The 25,225-nt window shown below is 74.3% G+C and carries 26 protein-coding genes; 12 read left to right on the top strand and 14 right to left on the bottom strand.

Annotation, left to right across the window (positions count from 1 at the left end):
* Positions 1-50 precede the first annotated feature (50 nt).
* From RM540_RS13390 to RM540_RS13380, 3 genes are all read right to left on the bottom strand, one after another.
* Positions 51-569: a pyridoxamine 5'-phosphate oxidase family protein gene (locus tag RM540_RS13390; protein WP_311664939.1), complete on the bottom strand. Its 519-nt coding sequence runs from the start codon at positions 567-569 to the stop codon at positions 51-53.
* Positions 570-784: 215 nt separating this feature from the next.
* Positions 785-2,239, bottom strand: a complete 1,455-nt coding sequence (gene lpdA, locus RM540_RS13385; protein ID WP_311664937.1) for a dihydrolipoyl dehydrogenase — start codon at positions 2,237-2,239, stop codon at positions 785-787.
* A gap of 287 nt (positions 2,240-2,526) precedes the next feature.
* Complete coding sequence (locus RM540_RS13380) at positions 2,527-2,820, bottom strand: EutN/CcmL family microcompartment protein (protein WP_311664935.1); 294 nt, start codon at positions 2,818-2,820, stop codon at positions 2,527-2,529.
* A 103-nt stretch (positions 2,821-2,923) separates the two neighbouring features.
* Here RM540_RS13380 and RM540_RS13375 point away from each other — a divergent pair, with 103 nt between their 5' ends.
* Positions 2,924-3,118, top strand: a complete 195-nt coding sequence (locus RM540_RS13375; RefSeq protein WP_311664933.1) for a type II toxin-antitoxin system Phd/YefM family antitoxin — start codon at positions 2,924-2,926, stop codon at positions 3,116-3,118.
* A gap of 12 nt (positions 3,119-3,130) precedes the next feature.
* On the opposite strand, the gene RM540_RS13370 is transcribed toward RM540_RS13375, so the two are convergent.
* Complete coding sequence (locus tag RM540_RS13370) at positions 3,131-4,957, bottom strand: ATP-binding protein (protein WP_311664931.1); 1,827 nt, start codon at positions 4,955-4,957, stop codon at positions 3,131-3,133.
* A gap of 370 nt (positions 4,958-5,327) precedes the next feature.
* Here RM540_RS13370 and RM540_RS13365 point away from each other — a divergent pair, with 370 nt between their 5' ends.
* The gene (locus RM540_RS13365; protein ID WP_311664929.1) at positions 5,328-6,257 is read left to right on the top strand and encodes a TerC family protein; all 930 of its coding nucleotides are present in this window, start codon (positions 5,328-5,330) and stop codon (positions 6,255-6,257) included.
* 103 nt (positions 6,258-6,360) lie between these two features.
* Positions 6,361-7,170, top strand: a complete 810-nt coding sequence (locus RM540_RS13360) for a class I SAM-dependent methyltransferase (RefSeq protein ID WP_311664927.1) — start codon at positions 6,361-6,363, stop codon at positions 7,168-7,170.
* A gap of 179 nt (positions 7,171-7,349) precedes the next feature.
* Here RM540_RS13360 and RM540_RS13355 read toward each other — a convergent pair whose 3' ends face one another.
* Positions 7,350-8,426 carry a class I fructose-bisphosphate aldolase gene (locus RM540_RS13355; protein WP_311664925.1) on the bottom strand — a complete coding sequence of 359 codons (1,077 nt, stop codon included), beginning with the start codon at positions 8,424-8,426 and terminating at the stop codon, positions 7,350-7,352.
* 70 nt (positions 8,427-8,496) lie between these two features.
* On the bottom strand, positions 8,497-9,684 hold the full coding sequence (locus RM540_RS13350) for an NAD(P)/FAD-dependent oxidoreductase (protein WP_311664923.1): 1,188 nt from the start codon (positions 9,682-9,684) through the stop codon (positions 8,497-8,499).
* Between the two features lie 209 nt (positions 9,685-9,893).
* Between RM540_RS13350 and RM540_RS13345 the strand changes: the two genes are divergently transcribed.
* The 8 genes from RM540_RS13345 to rlmB all read left to right on the top strand — a co-directional run bounded on the left by RM540_RS13345 (position 9,894) and on the right by rlmB (position 18,227).
* Positions 9,894-11,093, top strand: a complete 1,200-nt coding sequence (locus RM540_RS13345) for an FAD-dependent oxidoreductase (RefSeq protein ID WP_311664921.1) — start codon at positions 9,894-9,896, stop codon at positions 11,091-11,093.
* A gap of 106 nt (positions 11,094-11,199) precedes the next feature.
* The gene (gene thiS / locus RM540_RS13340; RefSeq protein ID WP_311664919.1) at positions 11,200-11,409 is read left to right on the top strand and encodes a sulfur carrier protein ThiS; all 210 of its coding nucleotides are present in this window, start codon (positions 11,200-11,202) and stop codon (positions 11,407-11,409) included.
* A 20-nt stretch (positions 11,410-11,429) separates the two neighbouring features.
* Complete coding sequence (locus RM540_RS13335; RefSeq protein ID WP_311664917.1) at positions 11,430-12,299, top strand: thiazole synthase; 870 nt, start codon at positions 11,430-11,432, stop codon at positions 12,297-12,299.
* Entirely contained in the window at positions 12,300-13,034 is a 735-nt protein-coding gene (locus RM540_RS13330) for a thiamine phosphate synthase (RefSeq protein WP_311664915.1), read from the top strand.
* Between the two features lie 237 nt (positions 13,035-13,271).
* Positions 13,272-14,564: a histidine--tRNA ligase gene (hisS, locus tag RM540_RS13325; RefSeq protein ID WP_311664913.1), complete on the top strand. Its 1,293-nt coding sequence runs from the start codon at positions 13,272-13,274 to the stop codon at positions 14,562-14,564.
* Positions 14,565-14,902: 338 nt separating this feature from the next.
* Complete coding sequence (locus tag RM540_RS13320; RefSeq protein WP_311664911.1) at positions 14,903-15,868, top strand: prolipoprotein diacylglyceryl transferase; 966 nt, start codon at positions 14,903-14,905, stop codon at positions 15,866-15,868.
* Positions 15,865-17,349 (top strand): pyridoxal phosphate-dependent decarboxylase family protein, encoded by a 1,485-nt coding sequence (locus tag RM540_RS13315; protein ID WP_311664909.1) that lies wholly within the window; start codon positions 15,865-15,867, stop codon positions 17,347-17,349. Before RM540_RS13320 ends, RM540_RS13315 begins: the two co-directional genes overlap by 4 nt.
* A gap of 71 nt (positions 17,350-17,420) precedes the next feature.
* Positions 17,421-18,227 carry a 23S rRNA (guanosine(2251)-2'-O)-methyltransferase RlmB gene (gene rlmB, locus RM540_RS13310; RefSeq protein WP_311664907.1) on the top strand — a complete coding sequence of 269 codons (807 nt, stop codon included), beginning with the start codon at positions 17,421-17,423 and terminating at the stop codon, positions 18,225-18,227.
* A 314-nt stretch (positions 18,228-18,541) separates the two neighbouring features.
* Here rlmB and RM540_RS13305 read toward each other — a convergent pair whose 3' ends face one another.
* The 4 genes from RM540_RS13305 to RM540_RS13290 all read right to left on the bottom strand — a co-directional run bounded on the left by RM540_RS13305 (position 18,542) and on the right by RM540_RS13290 (position 21,136).
* Positions 18,542-18,790, bottom strand: coding sequence for a hypothetical protein (locus RM540_RS13305; RefSeq protein ID WP_311664905.1), 249 nt, complete (start codon positions 18,788-18,790; stop codon positions 18,542-18,544).
* A 149-nt stretch (positions 18,791-18,939) separates the two neighbouring features.
* The gene (locus tag RM540_RS13300; protein ID WP_311664902.1) at positions 18,940-19,296 is read right to left on the bottom strand and encodes a hypothetical protein; all 357 of its coding nucleotides are present in this window, start codon (positions 19,294-19,296) and stop codon (positions 18,940-18,942) included.
* Positions 19,297-19,325: 29 nt separating this feature from the next.
* Positions 19,326-20,354 (bottom strand): lysylphosphatidylglycerol synthase transmembrane domain-containing protein, encoded by a 1,029-nt coding sequence (locus RM540_RS13295; protein ID WP_311664899.1) that lies wholly within the window; start codon positions 20,352-20,354, stop codon positions 19,326-19,328.
* Positions 20,355-20,500: 146 nt separating this feature from the next.
* On the bottom strand, positions 20,501-21,136 hold the full coding sequence (locus RM540_RS13290) for a LolA family protein (protein WP_311664896.1): 636 nt from the start codon (positions 21,134-21,136) through the stop codon (positions 20,501-20,503).
* Positions 21,137-21,293: 157 nt separating this feature from the next.
* Between RM540_RS13290 and RM540_RS13285 the strand changes: the two genes are divergently transcribed.
* The gene (locus RM540_RS13285; RefSeq protein WP_311664894.1) at positions 21,294-21,818 is read left to right on the top strand and encodes a putative molybdenum carrier protein; all 525 of its coding nucleotides are present in this window, start codon (positions 21,294-21,296) and stop codon (positions 21,816-21,818) included.
* 24 nt (positions 21,819-21,842) lie between these two features.
* Here the strand turns inward: RM540_RS13285 and RM540_RS13280 are convergent, their stop codons facing one another.
* From RM540_RS13280 to hisH, 4 genes are all read right to left on the bottom strand, one after another.
* Positions 21,843-22,166, bottom strand: a complete 324-nt coding sequence (locus tag RM540_RS13280; RefSeq protein ID WP_311664892.1) for a hypothetical protein — start codon at positions 22,164-22,166, stop codon at positions 21,843-21,845.
* On the bottom strand, positions 22,163-22,984 hold the full coding sequence (gene hisF, locus RM540_RS13275) for an imidazole glycerol phosphate synthase subunit HisF (RefSeq protein WP_311664890.1): 822 nt from the start codon (positions 22,982-22,984) through the stop codon (positions 22,163-22,165). The genes RM540_RS13280 and hisF overlap by 4 nt, the downstream gene beginning before the upstream one ends.
* Before the next feature lie 68 nt (positions 22,985-23,052).
* Positions 23,053-23,847, bottom strand: a complete 795-nt coding sequence (gene hisA, locus RM540_RS13270) for a 1-(5-phosphoribosyl)-5-[(5-phosphoribosylamino)methylideneamino]imidazole-4-carboxamide isomerase (RefSeq protein WP_311664888.1) — start codon at positions 23,845-23,847, stop codon at positions 23,053-23,055.
* 24 nt (positions 23,848-23,871) lie between these two features.
* Positions 23,872-24,537, bottom strand: a complete 666-nt coding sequence (hisH, locus tag RM540_RS13265) for an imidazole glycerol phosphate synthase subunit HisH (protein ID WP_311664886.1) — start codon at positions 24,535-24,537, stop codon at positions 23,872-23,874.
* Positions 24,538-25,225: the final 688 nt, after the last annotated feature.

Below are 25,225 nucleotides of genomic sequence, written 5' to 3'. Positions count from 1 at the left end.
GGCGGGGTGGCGGAGCGGGGAGAGGGCTCTCGGCCCCCACCCGCCGCTCGTCATCCCAGGTCGACCTTCTCGTTCTCGCCGACGTCGCGGGCCGGCTCGCCGGTGATCTTGGCCTTGAGGAACCCGAGCGCGTAGACGACCGGGCTCGACGGCGAGTCCCAGTACTCGGCGCGCTCGACCTCGACCTTGAGGAGCCGGAGGTGTGGGTCGTCGATGCCCTTCGGGAACCACGCCTCGAGCGGCTTCGACCACAGCTCCTCGGCCTTCCGCTTGTCCTTGACGACGAGCGCCGTGCCCGCCATCGTGACGTAGTCCTGGTGGTCGGGCCGCGCGAACGCGACGCCGACCTTCCGGTTGCGCTCGACGTGCTCGACCTTTTCGGAGTCGTCGCGGGTAAAGAACCAGAGGTCGCCGCCGAACCGGACCTCCTGCACGGCCATCGGGCGCGACCACGGCTTGCCGTCGGTGTCGACGGTCGTGAGCATGCAGATGCGGATGTCCTCGATCAGGTCGGCGAGCTTCTCGATCTGCTCGGCGCGGTCGGCGGGGGGCCTCGTGGGGGCGGACATAGGGGAGGGGGAGGAGAGAGGGGGCGCTCAGTACGGGCGGGGCGGGGTGGGGTTCTAACGCCCCGCCCGCGGTCCACTCCACCCCGCCCGACTTGCGCTCGCGTGTGGGGCGGGGCGGCTGCAACGAGAGCGCCCCCGGCGCCGTCGGGCACCGGGGGCGATCCTCGGGCGGGGCGGCACCACCCCGCCCACGGCGGGCGGGGCGGGCGCCGTCGCTACGCGTTGATGGCCTGGCCGTAGGCGTCGCGGAACGCCTCCATGACGGCCTCGGAGAGCGTCGGGTGCGGGTGCATGGCGTCCATGATCTCGTGGGCCGTCGTCTCGAGAGCGCGCGCCGTGACGATCTCGGCGATCATCTCGGTCGCGTCGTGGCCGATGATGTGGGTGCCCAGGACCTCGCCGTACTTCTTGTCCACGACCACCTTCACGAACCCGGTCTGGTCGCCGATGGCCGCCGCCTTGCCCGACGCCGTGAACGGGAACTTGCCGGTGATCACGTCGAACCCGGCCTCCTTCGCCTTGGCCTCGGTGTAGCCGACCGACGCGATTTGCGGCAGGCAGTACGTGCAGCCGGGGACGTTGAGGTAGTCCACGGCGTGGGGCGCCTTGTCCGCCTTGCCCATCTCGTGGGCGATGTTCTCGACGCAGACGATCCCCTCATGGCTCGCCACGTGCGCTAGCCACGGGCCGCCGACGACGTCGCCGATGGCGTAGACGCCGTCGACGTTCGTGTGGTACATCGAGTCCACCTTGATGGCGCCCCGCTCGTGCTCGACGCCGATGTCGTCCAGCCCGAACCCCTCGACGTTGCCGACTACGCCGACAGCCGAGAGCACCTGGGCGACCTGGAGCGTCTCTTCGCCCTTGGCCGTCTTGACCGTCACCGCGCACCCGTCCCCGGACGTGTCGACGTCCGTGACCTCGGCGCCCGTCATGACCGACACGCCCATCTTCTTGTAGGCGCGCTCGAGCTCTTTCGACACGTCAGCGTCCTCGACGGGCACGAGCCGGTCCTGGAGCTCGACGACCGTGACGTCGGTGCCCATGTGGTGGTACACGTAGGCGAACTCGACACCGATGGCCCCGGCCCCGACGATGAGCAGCGACTCCGGCCGCTCGGTCTGGAGCATGGCCTGGCGGTAGTCGACGATCTTCGTGCCGTCGACGGGCAGCGTCGGGATCTCGCGGGCGCGGGCGCCGGTGGCGACGATGATGTGCTTGGCCTCGATCTCCGTCTTCTCGCCGACCGTCTCGCCGTCCATCGTCTCCGACGGCTCGACGCGCACGCGGCCGCCGCTGAGGAGCGTGGCCGAGCCCATGTAGACGTCGACCTTGTTCTTCTTCATGAGGAACTGGACGCCCTTGTTCATCTTGTTCGCCACGCCCCGCGAGCGCTCGACGACCGCCGGGAAGTCGACCTCGACCTCGGGCGCCGCGCCGTCGCCGCCGAACGAGAGGCCGTAGTCGCCCAGGTGCCGCATTTGCGAGGCCACCTCGGCGCTCTTGAGCAGCGCCTTAGTCGGGATGCACCCGATGTTCAGACACACCCCGCCCAGCTTGTTCTTCTCGACGATGGCCGTCTTGAGCCCGAGCTGGTGGGCGCGGATGGCGGCCTCGTAGCCGCCGGGGCCGGAGCCGATGATGAGGACGTCGTAGGGGCCGTTCGCCATGTCACTGGGTGTGTGGGGAAGGGGGAGTCTACCCCGCCGCCCCGCACGGGCTCCCCGGGCCGGCTTGAAGAGGTGTGGAAGCGCGGGGGAGTCAGTAGGTCGGGCGGGGCGGTAGACGGTGTCGGGGGAAGGGGCCGCCGCGCCTACGTCGAGGGCGGGGCGGCCGTGTCTTGCCCTCCGCGTCGTCAGACCGCGCCGCCCACGCCACACGAGGCGCGTGGAGGTGCGCGATCAGGCGATGCTCCACCCCGCCCCCGCGCCACACGGGCGGGGCGGGCACTCGCCGACTACCGCGGCGTCCAGTCGTCGGCGATGGCGACGATGACCACGTTGGCGGGCGTCCCCGTCTCGTCGGAGCCGAGGTCGCGGTCGAGGAGGTCGGCGACGACGGCGCCCTCCTTGGCGACGATCACGAAGTCGCCGGGGCCGGCGTCGAGGCCGGGGTCGAGGGCCACGTCGGCCGGGCCGCCCAGCGGCTGGCCGTCGAGGCCGACCGGCTCGACGACGAGGAGCCGGTGTGCACGGAGGCGGGGGTGCTTTTCCGTTGCGACGACGGAGGTCGTGACGTGGCCTAGGTACACAAAGATCGGGGGTTAGGTAAGGGCTTCTCTGTGGTGTGTACGTTGGGGACCATCTTCCAGGCGTGTCGCGTCTCTCTCCGTCCCTCCCTGGCACCCACAGACCATGTACAGCACCCAAGGCATCGAAGCCATCGCCACCGTCACTGAGCTCCGGTCGAAAACGTCCGCGCTCATCGACCAGGCCAAAACGATCAAGACGGGCATCATGATCCAGAAGAACAACGAGCCCGAGGCCGTCCTCCTCTCGTACGACCTCTACCTCAAGCTGTACAAGCAGCTCGAGAAGAGCTCGAAGTAGCCCGCCCCGCCCTCAGCGGTCCCCGATGAGCCCCTTCAGCTCAGCGACGCGGCGCGTGGTCGCTTCGCGGTCGAGCGCGCGGAAGCGCTCGGGGAGCATCGAGAGGCTCGTGCACTCGAGGACCGCCGCGAGGTTCTGAAGCTCGACCTGGAGCGGGTAGGACGGCGGCACGAAGTCGTCGACGACCGCTTGCAGGACGTCGGCCGTGACCGCCCCGCCCTCCGCGACCGCCCCGCCCCCGGCTGCCCCGTCGCCGCCGGGGGCGGGGCGGGGCGCGTCGAGCGCGTGCGTGGCGGCACGGAACTTGGCCCGCGTGAGGAGCGCCTCCATGTCGGCGCCCGAGTACGTCCGCTCGCCGTCAAGGAGCGCCTCGGGGACGTCGTCTAGAGGCAGGTCCACGCCCGTTTTCCGCATCATGACCTGGAGCAGCTCTTCGCGGTCCTCCCGCGTCGAGGGGTAGAACAGGCCGATGTGCTCCTCGGCGCGGCCCTGGCGTTTGAGGTCGACCGGCATGAGGTCGGGCCGGGCCGTCACCAAGAACCAGATGATGCGGCCGCGGTAGCGCGTGTCGCTCATGGCCTGCGCGATCTGGCCGAACACGCGGCTCGACACGCCCGAGTCGCCCTGGCTGCTCCGGTCGCCGAGCGCGGCGTCGGCCTCGTCGATCATGACGGCGACGGGGTTCATGGCCCGGAGCAGCGTGAGGATCTTCTCCAGGTTCCCCTCGGTCACGCCCTGCCACTGGCTGCGGAAGTTCTTGAGCTTGACCATCGGGATCCCGATCTCGCCCGCGAAGGTGGTCACGAGGAACGTCTTGCCCGTCCCGACCGGCCCGCTCACGAGGTAGCCCATCGGCATGACGTCGGGGCGGCCGGTCTTGATGGCCTCGGCCGCGGCGCGGAGGTGGTCCTTGGCCTCGGCGTGGCCGGCGACCATGTCGAGCGTGTAGTCCGTCTCGACGAACTCGAGGAGCCCGTACGCCTCGGCCTCGATGAGCTCCTTCTTCTTCTCGGAGAGCGTCTCGAACGTGAGCCGCCGCCCGTTTTCCAGCACGTCGGCCAGGATCGAGCGGAGCTGGACGTAGCCCAGGCCGGCCGTGTTCTGGGCGAGCGCGAGGTCGGGCACGTCGCTCAGCGTGTCGTAGCGGGCGCGGGCGCCGTCGGCGGAGAGGAACCACGACACGAACGCCTGACGCTGGTCGAGGGCGGGCAGCCCGACCTCCAGCTCGGCGTTGTACGGGCTCTGGATGAACGGGCGCGACAGGTCACCCAGGTTCTCGGCGACGAGGACGAGCGTGAAGTCGGCCCGGAGCAGGAGCGGGTCGTTCGCCCACTTCTGGAGCGTCACGAGCGCGCCGCGGTCCTCGGTCGAGTAGCTGGCCGCCTCCGACATCGGGATGATGGTCTCGGCGTAGTCGACGACGCACGCGATCCGCTTCCCGTCCGCCAGGCGCAGGCGGAAGTAGTTGTCGAGGAGCGCGAAGACGCGGGCGGGGTCCTTGGGGAGCTTTTTCGCGTACTCGGTCCCGAAAATCGTGTCGTAGCCCGAGAGCGCCCGGCTAAAGTCGCGGCGGCTCTCGGCGTCCTGGAAGTGGATGCCGTCGGAGCGGTCGTAGAACACGACGACGTCGCGGCCGGCGAAGAGGTCGTCGGCCAGGAACTGCCGCAGCGGGAGGTACGCGCGCTCGCCCCGCCCGTCCTGGGAAGGCACGAGGTCGCGGACGTTCCCGTGCACGACGAACTGGTTGATCGTCTTGGTGAAGTAGCGGCGAGCCAGCTCGCGCGCCCACCCGGGGTAGTGGGCGAGCGGGTCGGCGGGCGGGGCGGGCGTCTCGGCCATCGGGCGGGGCGGCTGGGCGGGGTGGGGCGGAAGATACCGGGCGGGTAGAGCGGGTAGAGCGGGTAGAGCGGGTAGAGCGGGTAGAGCGGGTAGAGCGGGTAGAGCGGGTAGGCAGGGCGGCGGCCGAAAGGTTCCTGGAGGCTCCGCCCCGCCCAGGGCTGCGGGCGGGCGGGGCCAGACGCCGACGCCGACCCGCCCCCGCGCGTTGCGGGCGGGGTGGAGGCCGCGGGCGGGGCGGGCACGGATGGACGCGGGCGACCGCCGGTCGCCCCTACGGGTCCTCTCTGGTGTGGGCGGGGCGGTGCGCGTCCGCGGCCCGCTGCCGCGCCGTAACCTCCGGCGCCTGCTCCTCCCACCCCGCCCGCCCTTCATGTTCGACTGGATCTCCGACCCCGCCGCGTGGGCCGCCCTCGGAACGCTGACCGCGCTCGAGATCGTCCTCGGGATCGACAACATCATCTTCATCTCGATCCTCACCGGCCGGCTCCCCGAGGAGCAGCAGGGGAAGGGCCGGACGATCGGGCTGGCGCTCGCGATGGGGATGCGGATCCTGCTCCTCCTCTCGATCTCGTGGGTCATGGGGCTCACGACGGTCCTGTTCGACGTGGCCGACTGGCTTCCCTTCCTCGCCGACCTCCAGCCGGTCGGCGAGGCGACCGGCGAGGCCGTCGTGGGCCACGGCGGCGGCGACGTCGCGGAGACCAGCGCGACGGCCATCACCGGGCGCGACCTCATCCTGCTCCTCGGCGGCATCTTCCTCGTCGGCAAGGCGACGCACGAGATCCACAACAAGCTGGAAGGCGACGGCGAGCACGCGGCCGCGAAGCCGAAGGCGGCTACGATGGGGAGCGTGCTCATCCAGATCGCGCTGCTCGACCTCGTGTTCTCGCTGGACTCCGTCATCACGGCCGTCGGCATGGCCGACGACATCGCCGTCATGATCATCGCCGTCGTCATCGCCGTCGGGGTGATGATGCTGGGCGCCGGGCCGATCTCGAACTTCGTCCACCGCCACCCGACGGTGAAGATGCTCGCGCTCGCGTTCCTCATCCTCATCGGCGTCACGCTCGTGGCCGAGGGGATGGGCCAGCACATCTCGAAGGGCTACATCTACAGCGCGATGGCGTTCTCGCTCATCGTCGAGTTCCTGAACATCCGCTCGAAGCGTGGGAAGGACACGCCGTCGGTCGAGCTCCAGGAGCCGTACGCCCAGGCCGGCACGTCGGGCGTCCCGACGGCGGACGACGTGGCCCGGCCGCTCCCGATCGCCCCGCCCCGCGTGGTCCACCCGGTCGTGTAGCCATCGGGCGGGGCGGCGCTCGGGGCACGGGCGCGGTCCGCGCGCCGTTGTGACTCCACCCCGCGTCTGCGCGGCCTCACCGTCCCCGCCGCCCCGCCCGCCCATGTCGTTGATCCCGCTCCCGGGGCGTGTCCTCGTCCTCCTCGCCGCCGCGCTCGCGGTGCCCGGGTGCCTCGCGCAGTCGCCGGCCGCCCCGCCCGCCGAGGGCGCCCGCCTCGTGGAGCCGGCCGCCCCTCGCGCGGCGGCAAGAGCGTTCTCCCAGGACGAGGCCGTCGTCTACGAGGCCGGCCCGCGCTCGGCCGACGGGACCGGCCGCTACTACCTCGGCCGCGAGATCGCGCGCGTGATGAGCCACCGCGGGGCGGCGTGGCTCGAGCGCCCCGACCGCGAGCGCGAGGAGCGCCCGGCCCTCCTGGTGCAGGCGCTGGGGCTCGCGCCCGACGACGTCGTGGCCGACCTCGGCGCGGGGACCGGCTACTTCACGTTCCGGCTCGCCCCGCTCGTCCCCGAGGGGCGCGTCTACGCCGTCGACATCCAGCCCGAGATGCTCCGGATCGTCGAGGCGCGGGCCGGGGAGGACGGCGTCGGCAACGTGGCGCCGGTCCTGGGCACCGAGACCTCGCCCGGCCTCCGCCCGCGGTCGACCGACCTCACGCTCGTCGTCGACGCGTACCACGAGTTCTCGGACCCGCGCGAGATGCTCGCCGGCATCTTCGAGGCCACGCGCCCCGGCGGCCGGCTCGTCCTCGTCGAGTACCGGGCCGAGGACCCCGACGTGCCCATCAAGCCGCTCCACAAGATGACCGAGGCGCAGGCCCGGCGCGAGGTGGAGGCGGCCGGGTTTCGGTTCGTCGAGAACCGCGACGTGCTCCCGCAGCAGCACATCCTGGTGTTCGAGCGCCCGGCGGAGTAGATCGGACCCGAAGGGCGGGGCGGCAGCGGAGGCGCCACCCCGCCCGCTTCGGCAGGGCGGTGGCCCCGGGCGGGGCGGTCGAGCCGCCGCCCCGCCCGCGACGGGATCGGGCGGGGCGGCAAACGAAAGGGGACCCCGCCCGGCGGCAGGGTCCCCGTGTCGATGGGGCGGGGTGGGCGCTAGGCGACCGTGACCTCGTCCGAGAGGTACACGTCCTGGATCGCGTTGAGGAGCTTGACGCCGTCGGCCGTCGGGCGCTGGAACGCCTTGCGGCCCGAGATGAGGCCCATCCCGCCCGCGCGCTTGTTGATGACCGCCGTGCGGACAGCCTGGCCGAAGTCGTCTTTGCCCGAGCCGCCGCCCGAGTTGATGGTGCCGGCCCGGCCCATGAACCCGTTGGCCACCTGGTAGCGCGTGAGGTCGATGGGGTGGTCGCTCGCGAGCTCGGTGTAGATCCGCTCGTCGAGCTTGCCGTAGGAGCTGTCGCCCGAGTTCAGCGCCTTGTAGCCGCCGTTCGTGGTCGGCTGCTTCTGCTTGAGGATGTCGGCCTCGAGCGTCGCGCCGATGTGGTCGGCCTGGCCCGTGAGGTCGGCCGCCGCCTCGTAGTTCGTGCCGTCGACGGTGAACCCGCTGTTGCGGAGGTAGCACCAGAGGACCGTGGCGAGCCCCAGCTCGTGGGCGCGCGCAAAGGCCTTCGAGACCTCCTGGATCTGGCGGCCCGAGCCGTCGGAGCCGAAGTAGATCGTGGCCCCGATCGCGACGCAGCCCATGTCGCGGGCCTCCTCGACCCGGGCGTACAGGATCTGGTCGTACGTGTTCGGGAAGGTGAGCAGCTCGTTGTGGTTGATCTTGAGGATGAACGGGATCTTGTGCGCGTACTTCCGCGCGACCATCCCGAGCGCCCCGTACGTCGAGGCGACCGCGTTGCAGCCGCCCTCGATGGCGAGCTCGACGATCTTCTCGGGGTCGAAGTAGGCCGGGTTCTTGGCGAACGACGCGCCGGCCGAGTGCTCGATGCCCTGGTCGACGGGGAGGATCGAGAGGTAGCCCGTCCCGCCCAGGCGCCCGGCGTCGTACAGCTGCTGGAGCGAGCGGAGCACGGGGATCGGGCGGTCCGAGGCGCGGAAGACGCGGTCCACCCAGTCGGGGCCGGGGACGTGGAGCTGGTCCTTCGAGATCTTGGGCGCGTCGAAGCCGAGGAGCGAGTCGGCCTCGGAGCCGAGGTACTCTTCGATCTGGGTCAGGGTGTCGGGCATCGTCGGGGGCAGAGAGGGGAGGGGGAAAGATAGGGGGCGGAGCCGGCCCGCCCGCTCGGCTCTCCCCCGACTACGAGGTGCCGCCCCGCCCGGTTCGGCCGAGCGCCGCGGCGACCGCCGGCGGGAGCCGCCAGAGCGTGGGATCACGAGCTGGGCGGCCGTCGAGCGCGTCCGGGAGCGCGAGCGCCAGGAGCGGGGCGGTCATCAACCCCTTCGCGCCGAGGCCGGTAAATACCCACACGCAGCCCGTGAGCGGACCCGCCAGCGGGAGCCGCCCCGGCGCCACCGCCGCGGGCACCGTCAGGCGGACGCCCGCCCGGCGTCCCAGGACGGCCGCCCCGCCCAGCGCGGGCACGAGCGCGGCGGCCTGCGCGACGAGTCCGGCGTCGAGCGCCGGGTCCGGCGCGTCGCTCTCGAACGCGTGCTCGAACGTGGCGCCCACGACCACCCCGCCCGCGTCGGGTCCGCCCGCGTCGGGTCCGCCCGCGTCGGCCTGCGGCACCACGTAGCCGCGCCCCGCGACGGCGGGGTGGCCCGGCGGCAGCGCGTCGGGGCGCTCCAGGCGGACCGTCTGGCCCTTGACGCGGTGGAGCCCCAGGGCCGCGAGGGCGGGGAGGTGCCGCGCGCCGTCGCCCAGGCACAGGACGAGGTGCCGCGCCCGGACGTCGCCGGCGTCCGTCTGGACGACCACCCCCGGAGGGGACGGCGAAGCCACCCCGTCCGCGTCGGGTCCGCCCGGCTCGCTCCGCCACCCGAGCAGCCGCGCGCGCGCGCGCGCGGCGCCCCGCGCCTCGGCCGCCCGCACGAACGCGGCGGCGAGCGCACCGACCTCGACGTGCCCGCCCCGCCCGACGACGAGCGCGCCGAGCGGGGCGGCGACGGCCGGGAACCGCTCGGCCGCGGCCGCCGGGCTCAGCCACTCCAGCGCGCCCGCGTGCTCGGCGGCCCGCTCCTGGAACGTCGCGGCCTGGGACGGGGCGGCGGCCGGGCGCACGACGCCGGTGCGCGAGACGAGGGCGCCGGCGCCGGCGTCGTCCAGGAGCGTGCCGAGGGCGCGGAGCGCCTCGTCCATCCGCCACGCCGGCTTCGCCTTCCGCCCCATGAACGGGTTGACGAGCCCGGCCGCCGCCCCGCTCGCGCCGGGCCTCCCGTCGCCGACGACCATGACGCGGCGGCTCCGGCTGAGCACGAGCGCCGCGCACGCCCCGGCGAGGCCGGCGCCGGCGACCACGACGTCGGTGCGGGCGGGGAGGGGCATCGGTTGGATTGTGGGGTACGGGGTACTCGGTACAGGGTACGCGTCGGGCGGGGCGGTCTCGGGCGGCGGCGGGTATTCGTCCGGCCGTCTCCCACCCCGCCCGGCAGCGCCGCCCCGCCCGCCGCACGACCGTACCTCGTACCTCGTACCCATTCCCCGGATCAGGCGCGCCGCGCCGCCCGTACGGTGCCGCTCGCAGCGCAGCACACATGGACAACGTAGACGTCGCGGTCGTCGGGGGCGGGGTGGCCGGCCTGGGCGTCGCGTGGCGGCTCGCCCAGCGCGGCCGCCGCGTGGCGCTCTTCGAGCGCGGGCGGGCGGGGCGGGGCGCGTCGTGGGCCGCGGCCGGGATGCTCGCGCCGGACGCCGAGGCGGGCTTCGAGGAGCTCGACCTGTACGCGCTGGGGCACGAGAGCCTCGCGCGGTGGCCCGCGTTCGCCGCCGAGGTCGAGGCGGCGAGCGGCCGCGGCGTCGGGTACCGGACCGACGGCACGTTCGTCGTGGCCGACGACCGCGACGCGGCCCGCGCGCTCCGCCGGCTGTTCCGGTTCCAGACCGAGCACGGCGCGGCCGTCGAGTGGCTGACGGGCGACGAGGCCGCCGAGCGCGAGCCGCTCCTCTCGCCGCGCCTCCCCGCCGCCGTGTGGTCGCCCGACGGCCACCAGGTCGACAACCGCGCGCTCGTCGACGCCCTTCGCGTGGCGGCCGAAGGCGCGGGCGTCGAGGTCCACGAGGGCGCCCACGTGACGGCCGTCGAGCCCGGCGGTTCGCGCCCCGGCGACCGCCCCGCCCTCTCCGTCACACGCGAACCGGGCGGGGCGGACTCGGGCGAGTCGGAGCCGGGCGGGGCGGAGCGCGTCGAGGCCGGCGTGGTCGTGCTCGCCGCCGGCGCGTGGAGCGGGGCGGTGGGCGGCCTCACGCCCGCCCCGCCCGTGCGCCCGGTCAAGGGGCAGGCGCTCTCGCTGCGGATGACCGACGCCCTCACGCTCCGCCACGTGGTCCGCGGGCCGGACGCCTACCTCGTGCCCAAGGCCGACGGCCGGCTCGTGGTCGGGGGGACGTCGGAGGAGCGCGGGTGGGACGCGGCGGTCACGGCGGGCGGCCTCTACCGGCTGCTCGAAGGCGCCGTGCCGCTCGTGCCGGCCGTCGAGGAGATGGAGCTCGTCGAGACGTGGGTCGGCCACCGGCCGGCGAGCCGCGACCACGGCCCGCTCCTGGGCCGCTCCGAGCACGCGGGCGTCGTCTACGCGACGGGACAGTACCGGCACGGCGTGCTCCTCGCGCCCGTCGTCGCCGACGAGGTGGCGGCCGAGGTCGACGCGCTCCTCGAAGCGGGCGGGGCGGGGCGGGGCGGGGAGGCCGAAACCCGCCCGCTCCTGGCCCCGTTCTCACCGAGACGGTTTCGGTGAGGGATGCGGGATGGAAGAGGCATGGAGGGACTAGGCAAACGTGCCTCCGCCGCCCCGCCCGCTCATTCCTCAATCCCGCATTCCTCCTCATCCCTCCACCCCGCCCATGCCCACGCTCCACGTCAACGGCGAACGCCGCGAGGTCCCCAACGGCCTCACCGTCCGCGCCCTCCTCGAACACGTCGGCCGCGACCCCGAGCAGACCGGCGTGGCCGTCGCGCTCGGCGACCGCGTCGTCCGCCGGAGCGAGTGGGACGCCACGCCGGTCGCCGAGGGCGACAGCGTCGAGATCGTGACGGCCGCCCAGGGCGGGTAAAGAACGCTGAATGTTGAACGATGAACGCTGAAGACGTTGTAGCCGCCCCGACCCACCCCGCCCCCACAGACCAGGGCGGAGAGGACGACCCGTGGACCGTGGGCGGGGTGGAGTTGAGGAGCCGCGTGCTCATCGGGACCAGCCGCTACCCCAGCCTCCAGTCGCTCCTGGACTCGGTCAAGGCGTCAGGCGCCGAGGTCGCGACGGTGTCGGTCCGCCGGGCGGACCTCGGGGGCGAAAAGCAGAGCCTGCTCCGCGCCCTCCGCGACGACGCAGAGCGGGCGGGGCGGGCGCTCCACGTGCTCCCCAACACGGCCGGCTGCTACACGGCCCGCGAGGCCGTGCTCACGGCGCAGCTCGCCCGCGAGGCGCTCGAGACCGACTGGGTCAAGCTCGAAGTCATCGGCGACGACGAGACGCTCTACCCCGACGCCGTCCAGACGCTGAAGGCGGCCGCCGACCTCGTCGCCGACGGGTTCGAGGTGTTCGCCTACTGCGGCGACGACCCCGTCACCGCGCGGCGCCTGGCCGACCTCGGGTGCGCGGCCGTCATGCCGCTGGCCGCGCCCATCGGGAGCGGGATGGGGCTCGTCAACCCGTACGTGCTCCGGATCATCCGCGAGACGCTCCCCGACGTCCCGCTCGTCGTCGACGCTGGACTGGGGACGGCGTCGGACGCGGCACGGGCGATGGAGCTGGGCTACGACGGCGTCCTCCTCAACACGGCCGTCTCCGGCGCCGAGCACCCCGCCCTCATGGCCGCCGCCGTGGGCCACGCCGTCGCCGCCGGCCGCCTCGCACGCCGGGCGGGGCGGATCCCGCGCCGGCTCTACGCCCAGGCCTCGACGCCCGGCGCCGGCCGCATCGACGTGCCGGCCGTCGACGAGTAGGTGCCCGCCCCGCCCGAAGCGACTCCGCCCGAGGCCGCCCCGCCCGGGCGGGGCGGGGCGGTCCCGCGCTTGCTCCTGATCGCCGACGGCTTCGCGTCGGGGCGACCGGAGCTGGACGCCGGAGCGATCCGGGACCGCGCGCTCGCGTGCGTCGAGGCCGGCGTGCCCTGGGTGTCGCTGCGTGACCACGCCGCCCCGCCCGACGCGTTCGCGGAGCACGCCGAGGCGTTCGCGGCCGACCTGCGGCGCGCCCGCCCCGCCCTCGCGCTCTCGGTCCACGGGCGGCTCGACGTGGCGCAGGCGCTCGGGGCGGGCCTCCACGTCGGCCGCCGCGGGGCGTCGCTCGCGGACGCCGTCGCCGCCGGCCTGGACGCCCCGGTCGGCCTCTCGTGCCACTCGGGCGCCGACGCCGCTCGGGCGGGGCGGGTCGCAAACCGACAGACCGCAAACCGGCGGATCGCAGACCGCGGGGGCGGGGCGGACTACGTGACGGTCTCGCCCGTCTGGCAAACGCGGACGCACCCGGACGCCGAGCCGGCCGGGATCGACCTGGTCCGCCTCGCGGCCGAGCAGGCGCGCGTGCCCGTCCTGGCGCTCGGCGGCGTCACCCCGCCCCGAGCGCGGATCTGCCGGATCGTCGGGGCGCACGGGGCGGCGGCCGCTGGGGGCCTCTTGTTCGCGTGGGACGCCGAGGCGACGACGCGGGCATTTCTAGAGGCCGTAGGGCACCCGTAGGGACACGGCTTGCCGTGTCCTGCCATCCGCGGCGCCCTCGGCCGGACACGGCAAGCCGTGTCCCTACTACCAAACGGCCGCCCCGCCCCCAGCCGACCACCTCTGCCCGTCCCGCCCCCGGCCGTCCCGTCCCTCTGCCCATCCCTCAATCCCCCCATCCCCCCATTTTCGCACCGTCCGCGCGGCGGGGCGGGGCGGGACGGGGGCACTTTCCAGGCCACCCCGCCCGTGCGCCCCATGTCGTTCCAAACCATCCGCGGCACCTTCGACGTCCTCCCCGACGCCCACGACACGGGCGGCATGACCGTGCCGGGGAGCGCCGCGTGGCGCCACGTCGAGGCCACGGTGCGCGACGTGCTCGGGCGGTTCGCGTTCGAGGAGATCCGCACGCCCGTCCTAGAGCCCGTCGACCTCGTCGCGCGCGGCGTCGGGGCGACGACCGACATCGTCTCCAAAGAGATGTTCGTCGTCGAGCGGACGAAGGAGACCTACGTGCTCCGGCCCGAGGTGACGGCCCCGGTCATGCGGGCCTACCTCGAGCACCACCTGGAGCAGCGGGGCGGCGCGCAGCGGCTGTTCTACGTCGGCCCGTGCTTCCGCGCCGAGCGCCCGCAGAAGGGGCGGTTCCGCCAGTTCCACCAGTTCGGGACGGAGCTGATCGGGTCGGACGACCCGCGCGCCGACGCCGAGACGGTCGCCGCGCTCCGAGCCGTCTACGACGCGTTCGGCGTCCGCGACACCCGGCTCCGCCTGAACACGCTGGGCGACGCCGCCGACCGCCCGCGCTACCGCGACGCGCTCCGCGACTATTTCGAGCCCTACGCCGCCGACCTGTCCGAAACCAGCCGGGCGCGGCTGGAGACCAACCCGCTCCGCATCCTCGACACCAAGAACCCCGCCGAGCAGGCGCTCCTGGCCGACGCCCCGCGCCTCCCCGACTTCGTGGGCGGGGCGGCCGCCGAGCACTACGCCGAGGTCAAGGCGCTCCTCGACGGCCTGGGCGTGCCCTACGTCGAGGACCCGCGGCTCGTCCGCGGCCTCGACTACTACACGCGGACCGTGTTCGAGCTGGAGTCCGACGCGCTGGGCGCCCAGAGCGCGCTGGGCGCCGGCGGCCGCTACGACGGGCTGGCCGAGGCGGTCGGGAGCAAGCAGCCCGTGCCCGCCGTCGGGTTCGCGGCGGGCATCGAGCGCCTGTTCCTGGCCCTCGACGCCCAGGGCTACGCCTTCCCCCAGACCGCCCCGCCCGACGTGTTCGTGGTCGCCCTGGGCGGGGCGGCCGAGCGGGCAACGTTCGGGATCGCGCAGACGCTCCGCACCGCCGGCCTGCGCGTCGACTTCGCGTTGGGCGGCCGGTCGATGAAGGCGCAGATGCGGGCGGCCGACCGCTCGGGCGCCGCCCGCACCGTCATCGTCGGCGACGACGAGCTGGCGGCGGGCGAGGCGCAGGTGCGCGACCTGGAGACGGGCGCGCAGCGGGCGGTGCCCATCGCTGCGCTCGCCGTCACGCTCGCGGGCGGGGCGGGGTAGGGGCGGCCGCCCCGCCCTCGCCGTGGCGGCCCCGCCCCGCCCTCGCCGTGGCGGCCCCGCCCCGCCCGACCGCCCCGCCCTAAAGCAGCGTGGAGGTAGGTACCGGGTACTCGGTACGACGTACGCGCGCCGAAGCCAGATCAGACCGTACCTCGTACCTGGTACCCTGTACCCACCTGGGCGGGGTGGCGCACCCGACCGCCCCGCCCCCGCGCGTGGGTCGGCCCGGCGAGCGCGGGCGGGGTGGGGAGGCGGCGGCTCTTCCCCCGATCCCCAACACCCGGCCGCCCCGCCCCGTTCTACCTTGCCCGCCCCGCCCCCGGGCCTGCCCCCGCGCCATGTACCCCCGCATCAGCGACCTCACCCGCGACCTGTTCGGGTTCGAGCTCCCGATCCCGCTCCACTCGTTCGGGCTCCTGGTCGCGCTCGCGATCGTGGCCGCGGCGGCGCTGGCGAAGCGCGAGCTGGACCGGATGTACGCCGCCGGCGAGGTCGGGCCGGTCCGCCTGCCGGTCACGGACGCGAAGGGGCGGAGCCGGGTCGAGCTCGCAAGCCCGTCGGCCCTCGTGTGGACGATGGCGACGCTGGCCGGCGTGTTCGGCGTGATCGGCTCGAAGCTGTTCCACATCATCGACTACTGGGACGAGTTCGTCGCCAACCCGGCGCGGCTCCTGTTCTCGGCGTCCGGGCTCACGTTCTACGGCGGCCTCATCTGCGCCGGCGCCGCGATCCTCTACTACGCCCACAAGCGCGGGATCAAGCTGGGCCGGCTCATGGACGCGACGGCGCCCGGGCTCATCCTGGCCTACGGGATCGGGCGGATCGGGTGCTACCTCTCGGGCGACGGCGACTGGGGCGTGTGCTCGTCGCTGGCGAACAAGCCGTCCTGGATCCCGGGCTTCCTGTGGAGCGAGACGTTCCCGCGCGCCTACGTCGGCATGGACCCGGTGACGTTCAATGCCCAGGTCCGCGGCGAGGTCTGCACGCTCGCCAACCCGACCGGCGTCTACCCGACCATGCTCTACGAGTTCGCCGTATGCGCCGCGCTCGCCGGCGTCCTGTGGCTGCTCAGGAAGCACCCGTTCCGGGCGGGGTGGCTGTTCTCGCTCTACGCCGTGTTTACGGGCGCCGAGCGGTTCGCGATCGAGTTTATCCGCGTCAACCCCGAGGTCGCGTTCGGGCTCTCGCAGTCGCAGCTCATCTCGGTCGCCCTCATGCTCGCCGGGCTCGTCGGGCTCGCGCTCCTGACGCGGCGCGTGACCGCCCCGCCCACGGCCCGGCCCGCGATGGCGGCGACGGCATGAGCCCGGACCCGCTCGCCCTGATCCAGACGGCGTACGACGAGATCGACCGCTGGGAGCGCTCGTTCGGCGAGGCGCCCACCCCGCCCGCGCTCCAGGTCGACGAGGACGCGCTGGGCGAGGCATTGGAGGAGTACCTCGGGCGGATGACGGCCCCGCCGCGCGGCGAGGCGCCGGGGATGTACCCGTTCGGGAACGCGCGCTACGCCGGGCAGATGCTGAAGCCGCCGCACCCGGTCGCCCTCGCGGCCTACGCGGCCGCTGCGCGCATCAACCCGAACAACCACGCCCTCGACGGCGGCCCGCCGACGAGCGCCATGGAAAAGGAGGTCGTGGCGGACCTCGCGCGGATGTTCGGCTTCCCCTCTAACGCGCTCGGCCACCTCACGGGCGGCGGCACGGTCGCCAACCTGGAGGCGCTCTTCGTGGCGCGCGAGGAGACGGGCGGGGCGGCCGTCGCCTACTCGGCCGAGGCGCACTACACGCACGCGCGTATGGCGCACGTCCTGGACGTCGAGGCGGTCTCGGTCGCCGCCGACGACGCCGGCCGCATCGACCTGGACGCGCTCGAAGACACGCTGAAACGGGGCGGGGTGGGGACCGTCGTGCTGACGGCGGCGACGACCGGCCTGGGCGCCGTCGACCCGATCGCGGACGCGATCCCGCTGTGCCGCCGCTACGGCGCGCGCGTCCACGTCGACGCGGCCTACGGCGGGTTTTTCCGGCTGCTGGCCGCCCCGCCCTCGGCGGCCGGGCGGGGCGGGGCGGGACCGGGCGGGGCGGAGGGCGCGGGCGGGGCGGCGCTCGCCGGCTTCCCGGCCCGCCACTTCCGCGCGATCGCCGACGCCGACTCCGTCGTGGTCGACCCGCACAAGCACGGGCTCCAGCCGTACGGGTGCGGGGCGGTCCTTTTCCGCGACCCGTCCGTCGGGCGGCACTACCGCCACGACTCGCCCTACACCTACTTCACGTCGGACGCGCTCCACCTGGGCGAGATCAGCCTCGAGTGCTCGCGGCCGGGCGCGGCGGCTGGCGCGCTGTGGCTCACGCTCCGCGTGCTGCCCCTGGAGGCGGAGCGCGGAATCGGCCCCATCGTCGCCGCTGGCCTTCGCGCGGCGCGTGCGCTGGCGGGGCGGCTCGACGCGTCCGACACCTACGACCTCGTGCTCGCGCCCGAGACCGACATCGTCGTCTACGCCCCGCGCGCCGCGTCCGTGTCCGAAACCGACGCCCGGAGCGGGGCGGTCTTCGAGGCCGGCATGGCCGACCCCGACGACCCGCTCTTCCTCTCGCTCTACCGCCTCGACGCCGACCGCCTCGCGGCGCACCTCCCCGCCCTCGCCCGCGACCCTTCGGGGACCTCAGGGCAGGCTGCCGACCACGCGCGCGTGTTGCGGAGCGTGCTCATGAAGCCCGAGCACGAGGCGGCCGTCGGCTGGATCGCGGACCGGCTGGAGGGGCTCGCGGGCGGGGTGGAGGGCTAGGCCGCCCCGCCCGTCCCCACCCCGCCCGTGCGGTTCAGCTTTTTCTGCCCGTTCCCCTTTCCCCGTCCCCCGTGCCCTCCCAAGACTCCCGCACCGACGTTGTCGCCGGCCGCAACCCCGTCCGCGAGGCCCTGGAGCGGGGCGATGGCCGCGTCGAGAAGGTGCTGCTCCAGAAAGGCACGCACGGGAGCGCCATCGACGCGATCCGCAACGCGGCGCGGGCGGCCAACGTCCCCGTCCAGTACGTGCCGCAGCCGAAGGTGGACCGCCTCGCGCCGCAGGCCGCCCACCAGGGCGTCGTCGCCGTCGTGGCGCCGGTCGCCTACGCGGACCTGGACGAGATGCTGTCGGCGATTGCCCCGACGCTGGACGACGTGCGTGCGCAGAAGCCGGTGCTCGTGGCGCTGGACGAGGTCGAGGACCCGCGCAACTTCGGGGCCATCCTGCGCAGCGCGCTCGGCGCCGGCGTGTCGGGCGTGGTCGTGCCCGAGCGCCGCGCCGCCCCGCTCTCGGCCGTCGCCGTGAAGGCGAGCGCGGGCGCGGCGCTCCAGATCCCGATCGCCCGGGCCGGCAACCTCGCCGAAGCGCTCCACGCGCTGAAGGAGCGCGGCTACTGGGTCGTCGGCCTTGAAGGGGGCGGGGCGGCCGAAGCTGGACCGCCGTCGGGCGGGGCGGGGCCGGAGCGGACGACGGTCTGGGACTACGACTGGGACCGGGCCGTGGCTGTCGTCGTCGGGAACGAGGGGAAGGGGCTCCGGCCGGGCGTGCGCGCCGTCTGCGACGTGCTGGTGGAGATCCCGCTGCGCGGGCCGGCCGAATCGCTCAACGTGTCGGTGGCGGCGGGCGTGGCGCTGTTCGCGGCGGTGCGCGGGCGATAATACCAGATCGCTAGTTTTTGGCCCCATGCTCCGACGCCTCCAGAGGAGTTCCCCTCCTGGACAGGAGGGGCTAGGGGTGGTGGACGGGACGGGCGGGCGGCTCGGGTGAGGCGCAAACCTCCAGAACTGGTACAGAGCCGCCACCGCCCCGCCCACAAAAAACGGCGGGGCGACCCGAAGGCCACCCCGCCGTTCCCTCTGATCGGGCGCCGCAGCGCCCGCTTCTCACCCAACCCTGGGGAGACTCGTCGTCCGCCGGCGCCCGAGGGTGGGGCGGGGCGGGTCGGCGCGGAGCGCCGAGAGTCGGCGCTAGGTTAGGACCGGCGCCGGAGGCCGTAGACGATCTTGCGGATCGTGTCGAACTGGAGGTACGGGTGCTGCTCGCGGAGCTCCTCGATGGCCTCGTACGCCGGCACCTCGTCGGCCCGCATGGACCGGAACTGCTGGCGGATTTGGTAGTCGCGCACGCCCTTCTCGTTCAGGAGGTTGTGCTCCTCGAGGATCTGGTAGACGTCGGGCGAGATGAGGCCGCCGAGCGGGTTCTGGTCGTACGTGATCTCCATCGGTCGCGGGGGCTCTGCTAGACGGTGGTGGGGGGACGGCGGGGCCGCTGGACATACGGTACCCACGGCCCACGCCGCTCCGAAACTCGACTGCCCGAACGGTCCCCACCGGACCCCGAACGGTTCCACGCCGTCCTGAACCGGGAACGCTACCGGACCGACGCCGTCACGCGCGTCCACGCCTCGACGTCGAGCCACCGGAGGCCGCCCCGCCCGCGCACGCGGCCGACGGCGAGGAGCCGGTCGCGGACGGCCAGCGAGTCGCCGCCGGGCACGCGGAGCGGGAACGCGCCGTCGCCCAGATCGAGCCACACGCGGTCGTCGGGGTCGATCTGAACCACGGTCCCGCCGACCGACGCCGTGACCACGCGGCCGCGCAGGCGGAGCGTGTCGAGCCGCCCGGCCTCGGCGTTGTGCACCGCGACGCGCTCGGCCGCGAGCGCCGCAAACGGCCCGCGGTCGGCTACGCCCCACAGGGCGACCAGTCCGACGACGATGGCGACCAAGACGCCCGCTGCGATCCACCCCGCTCGGTTCACGGCGCCGCCGCCTCCCGGGCCTCGGCCCGGACGTCGCGCAGGCTCGTCCCCTGCCACACCAGCGCGAGCACCCCGAACGCGCAGTAGAGCACGACGCCGGCCGCGTGGACCAGGATCGCGTACGTGGCCGCCGGCGTCGCCGCGACGGCGAACAGGAGCGTGAGCGCCTGGACGGTCGCGTAGTGGAACGAGCCCGTCCCGCCCGGGGCGGGGAGGGCCATCCCCACCCCGCCCACGGCCATGATGGCGCCGGCGTCGCCCAGCCCGAGGCCGTAGGCGCCCGAGAGGCCGAGGATGCGGAGCGGGAGGTCGGACATGAGCACGTAGCACGCCCACAGGAGGACCGTCGAGCCCAGGAGCGCCCACGGCCGGCCGGTCCGCACGAGCGAGACGAGGCCGTCGCGGAACGAGTCCAGCAGCGCCCGGACGCGCCCCGCCCCGCCCCCGGAGCGCCGCCGGAGCCACACGACGACGCCGGCGACGACGACTGCGAGGAACGCGAGCCCGGCCCACCCCGCCCCGACCGGGACCGAGCCGGCGAGCGCCCGGGCGCCGCCGGCGAACGCCTCCCAGACTGACGCGAGGCGGCCGCCGTACGTCAGCGCTACGGCGCCCAGCGCGAGCGCGAGCGCGACCACGTCGAGCAGCCGCTCGGCCACGACCGTCCCCAAGACGCCCGAGAACGTGGCCTCGCTGTTCCGGGCCACGTTCGCCGTCCGCGCCACCTCGCCCAGGCGCGGCGCGGCGTAGTTGACGAGGTAGCCGATAAAGACCGACGCCGTCGTCAGCCGGAGGTCCGCGCTGGGCCGCGAGGGGAGCGCCTCGATCAGCAGCCCCCACCGCCACGCGCGGACGACGACCGAGAGCACGCCGACGGCCACGAACGGGATGACCCACCCCCACGCTCCGTCTGCGAGCGCGCGCCCGACGCCGGCGAGGTCGGCGTCGCGGAGGGCCAGCCACAGCAGCACGGCCGCCAGCGCGAGGCTGGCGAGGGCGGGGAGGAGCGACCGGAGGCGGGGCACGGGCGGGGCGGCACAAAAAGAGTGCGGGGCCGCTCTACACGCGGCCCCGCACCAAACGATCCACGCGGGGTGGGAGCGGGGACGGGAGGGATAAGGCCGCCCCGCCCGCTCGGCACGCCCCGCAGTTCCTCTTCACCGCCTATCCCTCACCGCAGGTCGACCACCTCGGTGCCGCGCGGGGCCTGGAACCGGAACGCCGAGGCCGGCAGGTCCGCGTTCCGCTCGACGTCCTGGAGGTCGAAGGCGAGCGTGCTCCCCGACGTGTCGTGCACGCGGACGCGCGTGGGCACGGCGTCGACGTCGCGGACGTAGAGCGTCACGTCGCGGACGGTCGAGCCCGACTCGCGCGGGCGCAGCGTGAGGACCGTGTGCGGTACGCCGCCGATCCGGGCGCGCGTGGCGCCGGTCGCGCGGAACACGGTGAGGTAGTCCGTGAACAACTGGCCAACCGAGAAGCCGACGCGGGCGGGGTCATACGCCTGGACCACGACCTGGTCGTCGGGCTCGGAGTACGACCACATCGTCTGGCCGTCGGTGACGAGCACCTGGTCGCCCAGGTCAAGCCGGAACGCGTCGCCGCGGACCGAGAGCGTCCCACGCAGCTTCTGCTGGCCGACCGTCTGGACGAACGGCGCGCGGATGGACTCGAGCCGGCCGTAGCGGGTCTGGAGCTCGCGGGCGACGGACTCGGGCGAGGCCTGGGCCTCGGCGCGTCCACCAAAGAGGACGCTGGTGAGTAGGGCGACGAGCCCCAGCGTGCGGGGAAGCGTGGAGATGCGCATGGCGGTGGCGGTGGAGCCGGGCGAACGGGGGGACGGCGAGGATCGTTCAAACGACGTGCCGCCGCTCCGCGTGCCGAGGCCACAGCGCCGCCCCGCCCGGTGCCCCCGCGGGCGGGGTGGTCTGCACAGGCCCGCCCCGCCCTGTCCGCCTGCTGCCGTGACCGACCGCCCCGCCCGCCTGCTGTCCGTCTTTCGCGTTGTCTCCGGCGGTCAGACCGGCGTCGACCGCGCGGCCCTCGACGCTGCCCTCGCGCTCGGCGTCGCCGTCGGCGGGTGGTGCCCGGCGGGGCGGTGGGCCGAGGACGGGCCGGTCCCCAACCGCTACCCGCTCGTCGAAACGGCCACGGCCGACCCCGCCGAGCGGACGCGCCTCAACGTCCGCGACAGCGACGCCACGCTCGTGCTCGCGCCCGGCGGGCGGGGCGGGGTGGAGGGCGGGACGGCGCTCACGGTCCGCGCTGCCCGCACGCTGGGCCGCCCGGTGCTCGTCGTCCCGCCCCGCCCCGGCACCGCGGGCGGGTTCGACACGGGCGGGGTGGTCGCCTGGGTCCGCGCGCACGGCGCGCGGACGCTGAACGTGGCGGGCCCGCGTGAGAGCGAGGCGCCGGGCGTCTACGCGGCGGCTCTCGGCGCCGTGGGCGACACTCTCGGCCGGCTCCTCGAAGGCCGCCCTGCCCGATGACGGGCTGCGACGCCGCCCCGCCCGCTACTCCTCCTCCAGCCCCCGCTCGCCGCGGCGGCGGACGCCCCGCCCGAAGCGGCCTTCGTAAAGATCCTCGCCCGCCCGCATGCGCCGGTACGCCGTCCACAGCACGGCGCCGACCAGGACCGCCCCGCCCACGGTCACGACCAGGACCGGGATCCAGAACGAGTGGTCGAACCCGCCCTCGACCCACTTCGGCTGCTTGAGGCGGACGTCCGGGTTCGTCGCCGCCGCCCACGCGAGCCACCCGCCGGCGGCCACGATGAACGCGAGCACGACGCCGAGCGCCGTGCGGAGCATCCGCAGACCCGTCTCGTTCGCGCTCATGCCAGGGCGGGGAGGTCGGGGCGGTCAGAGCCAGCCGGGGCGGGGCGGTCTTCGGCCGGGCGGACCTCCACGCCGGCCGCGGCCAGGTACGCCTTGGCGTCGGCGACCGTCGTCTCGCGGAAGTGGAACATGGAGGCGGCGAGCACGGCGTCGGCGCGGCCGTCCACGAGCCCGGCGCGGAGGTCGTCGAGCCCGCCCGCCCCGCCCGAGGCGATGACCGGGACCGAGACGCGGTCGTCGAGCGCGCGGAGCAGGTCGAGGTCGTAGCCCGCGCGCGTCCCGTCGCGGTCCATGCTCGTCACCAGGAGCTCGCCCGCCCCGCCCTCGGCGCCGGCGACGGCCCAGGCGAGGGCGTCCAGGCCCGTCGCCCGGCGGCCGCCGTGCGTGAACACCTCCCACCCGCTCTCGGTCTGCCCGGTCCGCTTGGCGTCGATGGCGAGCACGACGCACTGCGCGCCAAAAGCGTCGGCCCCGCGTGCGAGAAGGGCCGGGTCCGCGAGGGCGGCCGAGTTGACCGACACCTTGTCGGCCCCGGCCTCCAGCATGGCCCGCATGTCGTCGACCGTCCGCACCCCGCCCCCGACCGTCAGCGGGATGAACACCTCGTCGGCCGTCCGGCGGACCACGTCGCGCATGGTCGCGCGGCCCTCGTGGGTCGCCGTGATGTCGAGGAAGACAAGCTCGTCGGCCCCCGACGCGTTGTAGAACCGGGCCTGCTCGACGGGGTCGCCCGCGTCGACAAGGTCCACGAACTGGACGCCCTTCACCACGCGCCCGTCGTGGACGTCGAGGCAGGGGACGATGCGCTTGGCTAACACGGCTACAGGGTACGAGGTACAGGGTACGAGGTACGGAGCGAGGGTACCCAGTACCCGGTACCCCGTACCTAGCCTCGGAGGGCGAGGCGGGCCGACGAGAACCGCTCCAGGTCCACCTCGTCCTTGCGGTGCCAGCACCAGAACTGCTGGCAGGGGAACTGGTTTTCGTAGAGCGCGCGGCCGACGACCACTGAGTCCACGCCGACGCCGTCGAGGGCCTGGAGCGCGAGCAGGTCGCGGTAGCCGCCCACCCCGCCCGAGGCCGTGATCTTCGCCTTCTGGAGCGCGGCGCCCATCTCGCGGTAGGCGGCCACGTTCGGCCCTTCGAGCGTCCCGTCGCGGGCGATGTCGGTGTAGACCACGCGGCGGACGCCCCGGCGCTCCATCTCGACGGCGAACTCGACCGCGCTCCGCCCCGAGCCCTCTTCCCACCCCGCCGTCCGCACCTCGCCGTCGCGGGCGTCGATGCCGACCACGATGCGCCGGTCGCCGAAGCGCGCCACGGCCTCCGACACCAGGTCCGGCTCGCGGACGGCGGCCGTGCCCAGGACCACGCGGTAGACGCCCAGGTCGAGCATGGCCTGCACGTCGTCGAGCGTGCGGACGCCGCCGCCGACCTGGACCGGGATGTCGAGCCCCGCCGCCACGCGCGCGATGACGTCGCGGTTGTCCTCGGCCGGCGGCCCCTCCGAGACGCGCGCCGCGTCTAGGTCGACGAGGTGGAGCACGCGGGCGTTCATGACCCGCCACAGCTTCGCCATGCGGACCGGGTCGTCGAAGTAGACGGTCTCGTCGTCGTAGCGGCCTTGCCGGAGCCGGACGCACCGGCCGCCTCGCAAGTCAATCGCGGGAATCAAGAGCATGGACAGGCCCGGCGGGCGGGGTGGCTAGGCGGGGACGGGCGCGGGCGCCCACTCGGCGAACCGGCGGAGCAGCGCGAGCCCGCCGTCCGCGCTCTTCTCGGGGTGGAACTGGACGCCGACCAGGCTGCCGCGGCCGACGACGGCCGGCACCGGGCCGCCGTAGTCGACCGTCGCCAGCACGTCGGAGGCGCGGGCGGGGCGGGCGTGGTACGAGTGAACAAAGTAGACGTGGGGGAGCGTGCCCTGGCCGAGGACCGGGTGCGCGGCCTGCCGGTGGAGCCGGTTCCAGCCCATGTGCGGCACCTTCAGACGCCGGCCGCCGCCCCGCCCGTCCGCCCCGCCCCGCCCGTCGAAGCGGACGACCCGGCCGGGGAGCAGGCCCAGCCCCGCGTGCTCGGTCCCGTCGGCGTGGGGCCGCTCTTCCGAAGCGTCGAACAGGAGCTGCATCCCGACGCACACGCCCAGGACGGGCACGCCGGCCGCGGCCCGCTCGCGGACGAGCCGGTCGAGCCCACGCGCGGCGAGCGCGTCGGCGCATGCTCCGAACGCGCCGACGCCCGGGAGCACGAGCCGCTCGGCATCGCGGAGCGCGTCCGCGTCGTCGGTCCGCTCGACGGGCACGCCGGCGGCCTCGAACGCCTTGGCGAGCGAGCGGAGGTTGCCGATGCCGTAGTCGATGATGCGCGTCATGGGGGCGGGGCGTCCCGGGAAGGTCGGCCCAGAACGGGGCGGACGCGCGTAAAGGGTCCGCCACCCCGCCCGCTTCCCCGATTCTCGACGGGAAATCGCACGCCGATCCGGGCGGCGGACCCGGAGGGCGGGGCGGACTCCGCGGACTCGATGACGCCCGCGCGCGGGGCGGGACCGTCGCCTCTGCCTTACGCGGCCTGGGGATACGCCCGGTCCGGGCGGTCCGGTAGCGCATGTTCCTGTTAAGGTTCTCGGGGAGCCGGCCGATCCTATCTTCGTCGGCGGCGCCTGGGGCTCTCTGGACTGGCCTCTCCTCGGAGAGCCCTTTCTCTGGAATCGCAGCGCGCTCGCGGGGTCGGGTGCCTGTGGTGGGACGTCCGGCCCCGCCCTGTGTCTGCTTGGCAAGGCGACCGCCCCGCCCTCGCCTGCGCGGGCGGGGTGGGGCCGCTCCGACGTCCGTAGCGCCGTCGCGTGCAGCGGCGAGGCTGCTGGGTAGCTCAGCGATCTGTTTAGGGTCAGGTGATGGCCCGCCCGCTACGCCCGCCCCGCCTGGGCGCCGCGGTCCGACGGCGTTGCCCGACGGCGTTGCATGCAACGCCGCTACGGCGTCTGCCCCGCCCTCGCGTTCTGCGGGCGGGGTGGTGCATCTTTTGCCCGCTGCCCGCTGCCCGCTGCCCGCTGCCCGCTG

The sequence above is a fragment of the Rubrivirga litoralis genome (assembly GCF_031846415.1).
Classification (GTDB): Bacteria; Bacteroidota; Rhodothermia; order Rhodothermales; family Rubricoccaceae; genus Rubrivirga; species Rubrivirga litoralis.
The sequence above is the reverse complement of the archived record's forward strand: the minus strand, read 5'-3'. Positions and strand labels throughout refer to the sequence as shown.

Bases quoted from the DNA above. Each gene is read 5' to 3' on its own strand.
- RM540_RS13350 (WP_311664923.1), bottom strand. From the start codon at position 9,684: ATGCCCCTCCCCGCCCGCACCGACGTCGTGGTCGCCGGCGCCGGCCTC.
- lpdA (WP_311664937.1), bottom strand. From the start codon at position 2,239: ATGGCGAACGGCCCCTACGACGTCCTCATCATCGGCTCCGGCCCCGGC.
- hisS (WP_311664913.1), top strand. From the start codon at position 13,272: ATGTCGTTCCAAACCATCCGCGGCACCTTCGACGTCCTCCCCGACGCC.
- RM540_RS13390 (WP_311664939.1), bottom strand. From the start codon at position 569: ATGTCCGCCCCCACGAGGCCCCCCGCCGACCGCGCCGAGCAGATCGAG.
- hisA (WP_311664888.1), bottom strand. From the start codon at position 23,847: ATGCTCTTGATTCCCGCGATTGACTTGCGAGGCGGCCGGTGCGTCCGG.
- RM540_RS13355 (WP_311664925.1), bottom strand. From the start codon at position 8,426: ATGCCCGACACCCTGACCCAGATCGAAGAGTACCTCGGCTCCGAGGCC.
- RM540_RS13365 (WP_311664929.1), top strand. From the start codon at position 5,328: ATGTTCGACTGGATCTCCGACCCCGCCGCGTGGGCCGCCCTCGGAACG.
- RM540_RS13370 (WP_311664931.1), bottom strand. From the start codon at position 4,957: ATGGCCGAGACGCCCGCCCCGCCCGCCGACCCGCTCGCCCACTACCCC.
- RM540_RS13375 (WP_311664933.1), top strand. From the start codon at position 2,924: ATGTACAGCACCCAAGGCATCGAAGCCATCGCCACCGTCACTGAGCTC.
- RM540_RS13335 (WP_311664917.1), top strand. From the start codon at position 11,430: ATGAACGCTGAAGACGTTGTAGCCGCCCCGACCCACCCCGCCCCCACA.
- RM540_RS13345 (WP_311664921.1), top strand. From the start codon at position 9,894: ATGGACAACGTAGACGTCGCGGTCGTCGGGGGCGGGGTGGCCGGCCTG.
- RM540_RS13315 (WP_311664909.1), top strand. From the start codon at position 15,865: ATGAGCCCGGACCCGCTCGCCCTGATCCAGACGGCGTACGACGAGATC.
- RM540_RS13290 (WP_311664896.1), bottom strand. From the start codon at position 21,136: ATGCGCATCTCCACGCTTCCCCGCACGCTGGGGCTCGTCGCCCTACTC.
- hisH (WP_311664886.1), bottom strand. From the start codon at position 24,537: ATGACGCGCATCATCGACTACGGCATCGGCAACCTCCGCTCGCTCGCC.
- RM540_RS13280 (WP_311664892.1), bottom strand. From the start codon at position 22,166: ATGAGCGCGAACGAGACGGGTCTGCGGATGCTCCGCACGGCGCTCGGC.
- RM540_RS13305 (WP_311664905.1), bottom strand. From the start codon at position 18,790: ATGGAGATCACGTACGACCAGAACCCGCTCGGCGGCCTCATCTCGCCC.
- thiS (WP_311664919.1), top strand. From the start codon at position 11,200: ATGCCCACGCTCCACGTCAACGGCGAACGCCGCGAGGTCCCCAACGGC.
- RM540_RS13320 (WP_311664911.1), top strand. From the start codon at position 14,903: ATGTACCCCCGCATCAGCGACCTCACCCGCGACCTGTTCGGGTTCGAG.
- RM540_RS13360 (WP_311664927.1), top strand. From the start codon at position 6,361: ATGTCGTTGATCCCGCTCCCGGGGCGTGTCCTCGTCCTCCTCGCCGCC.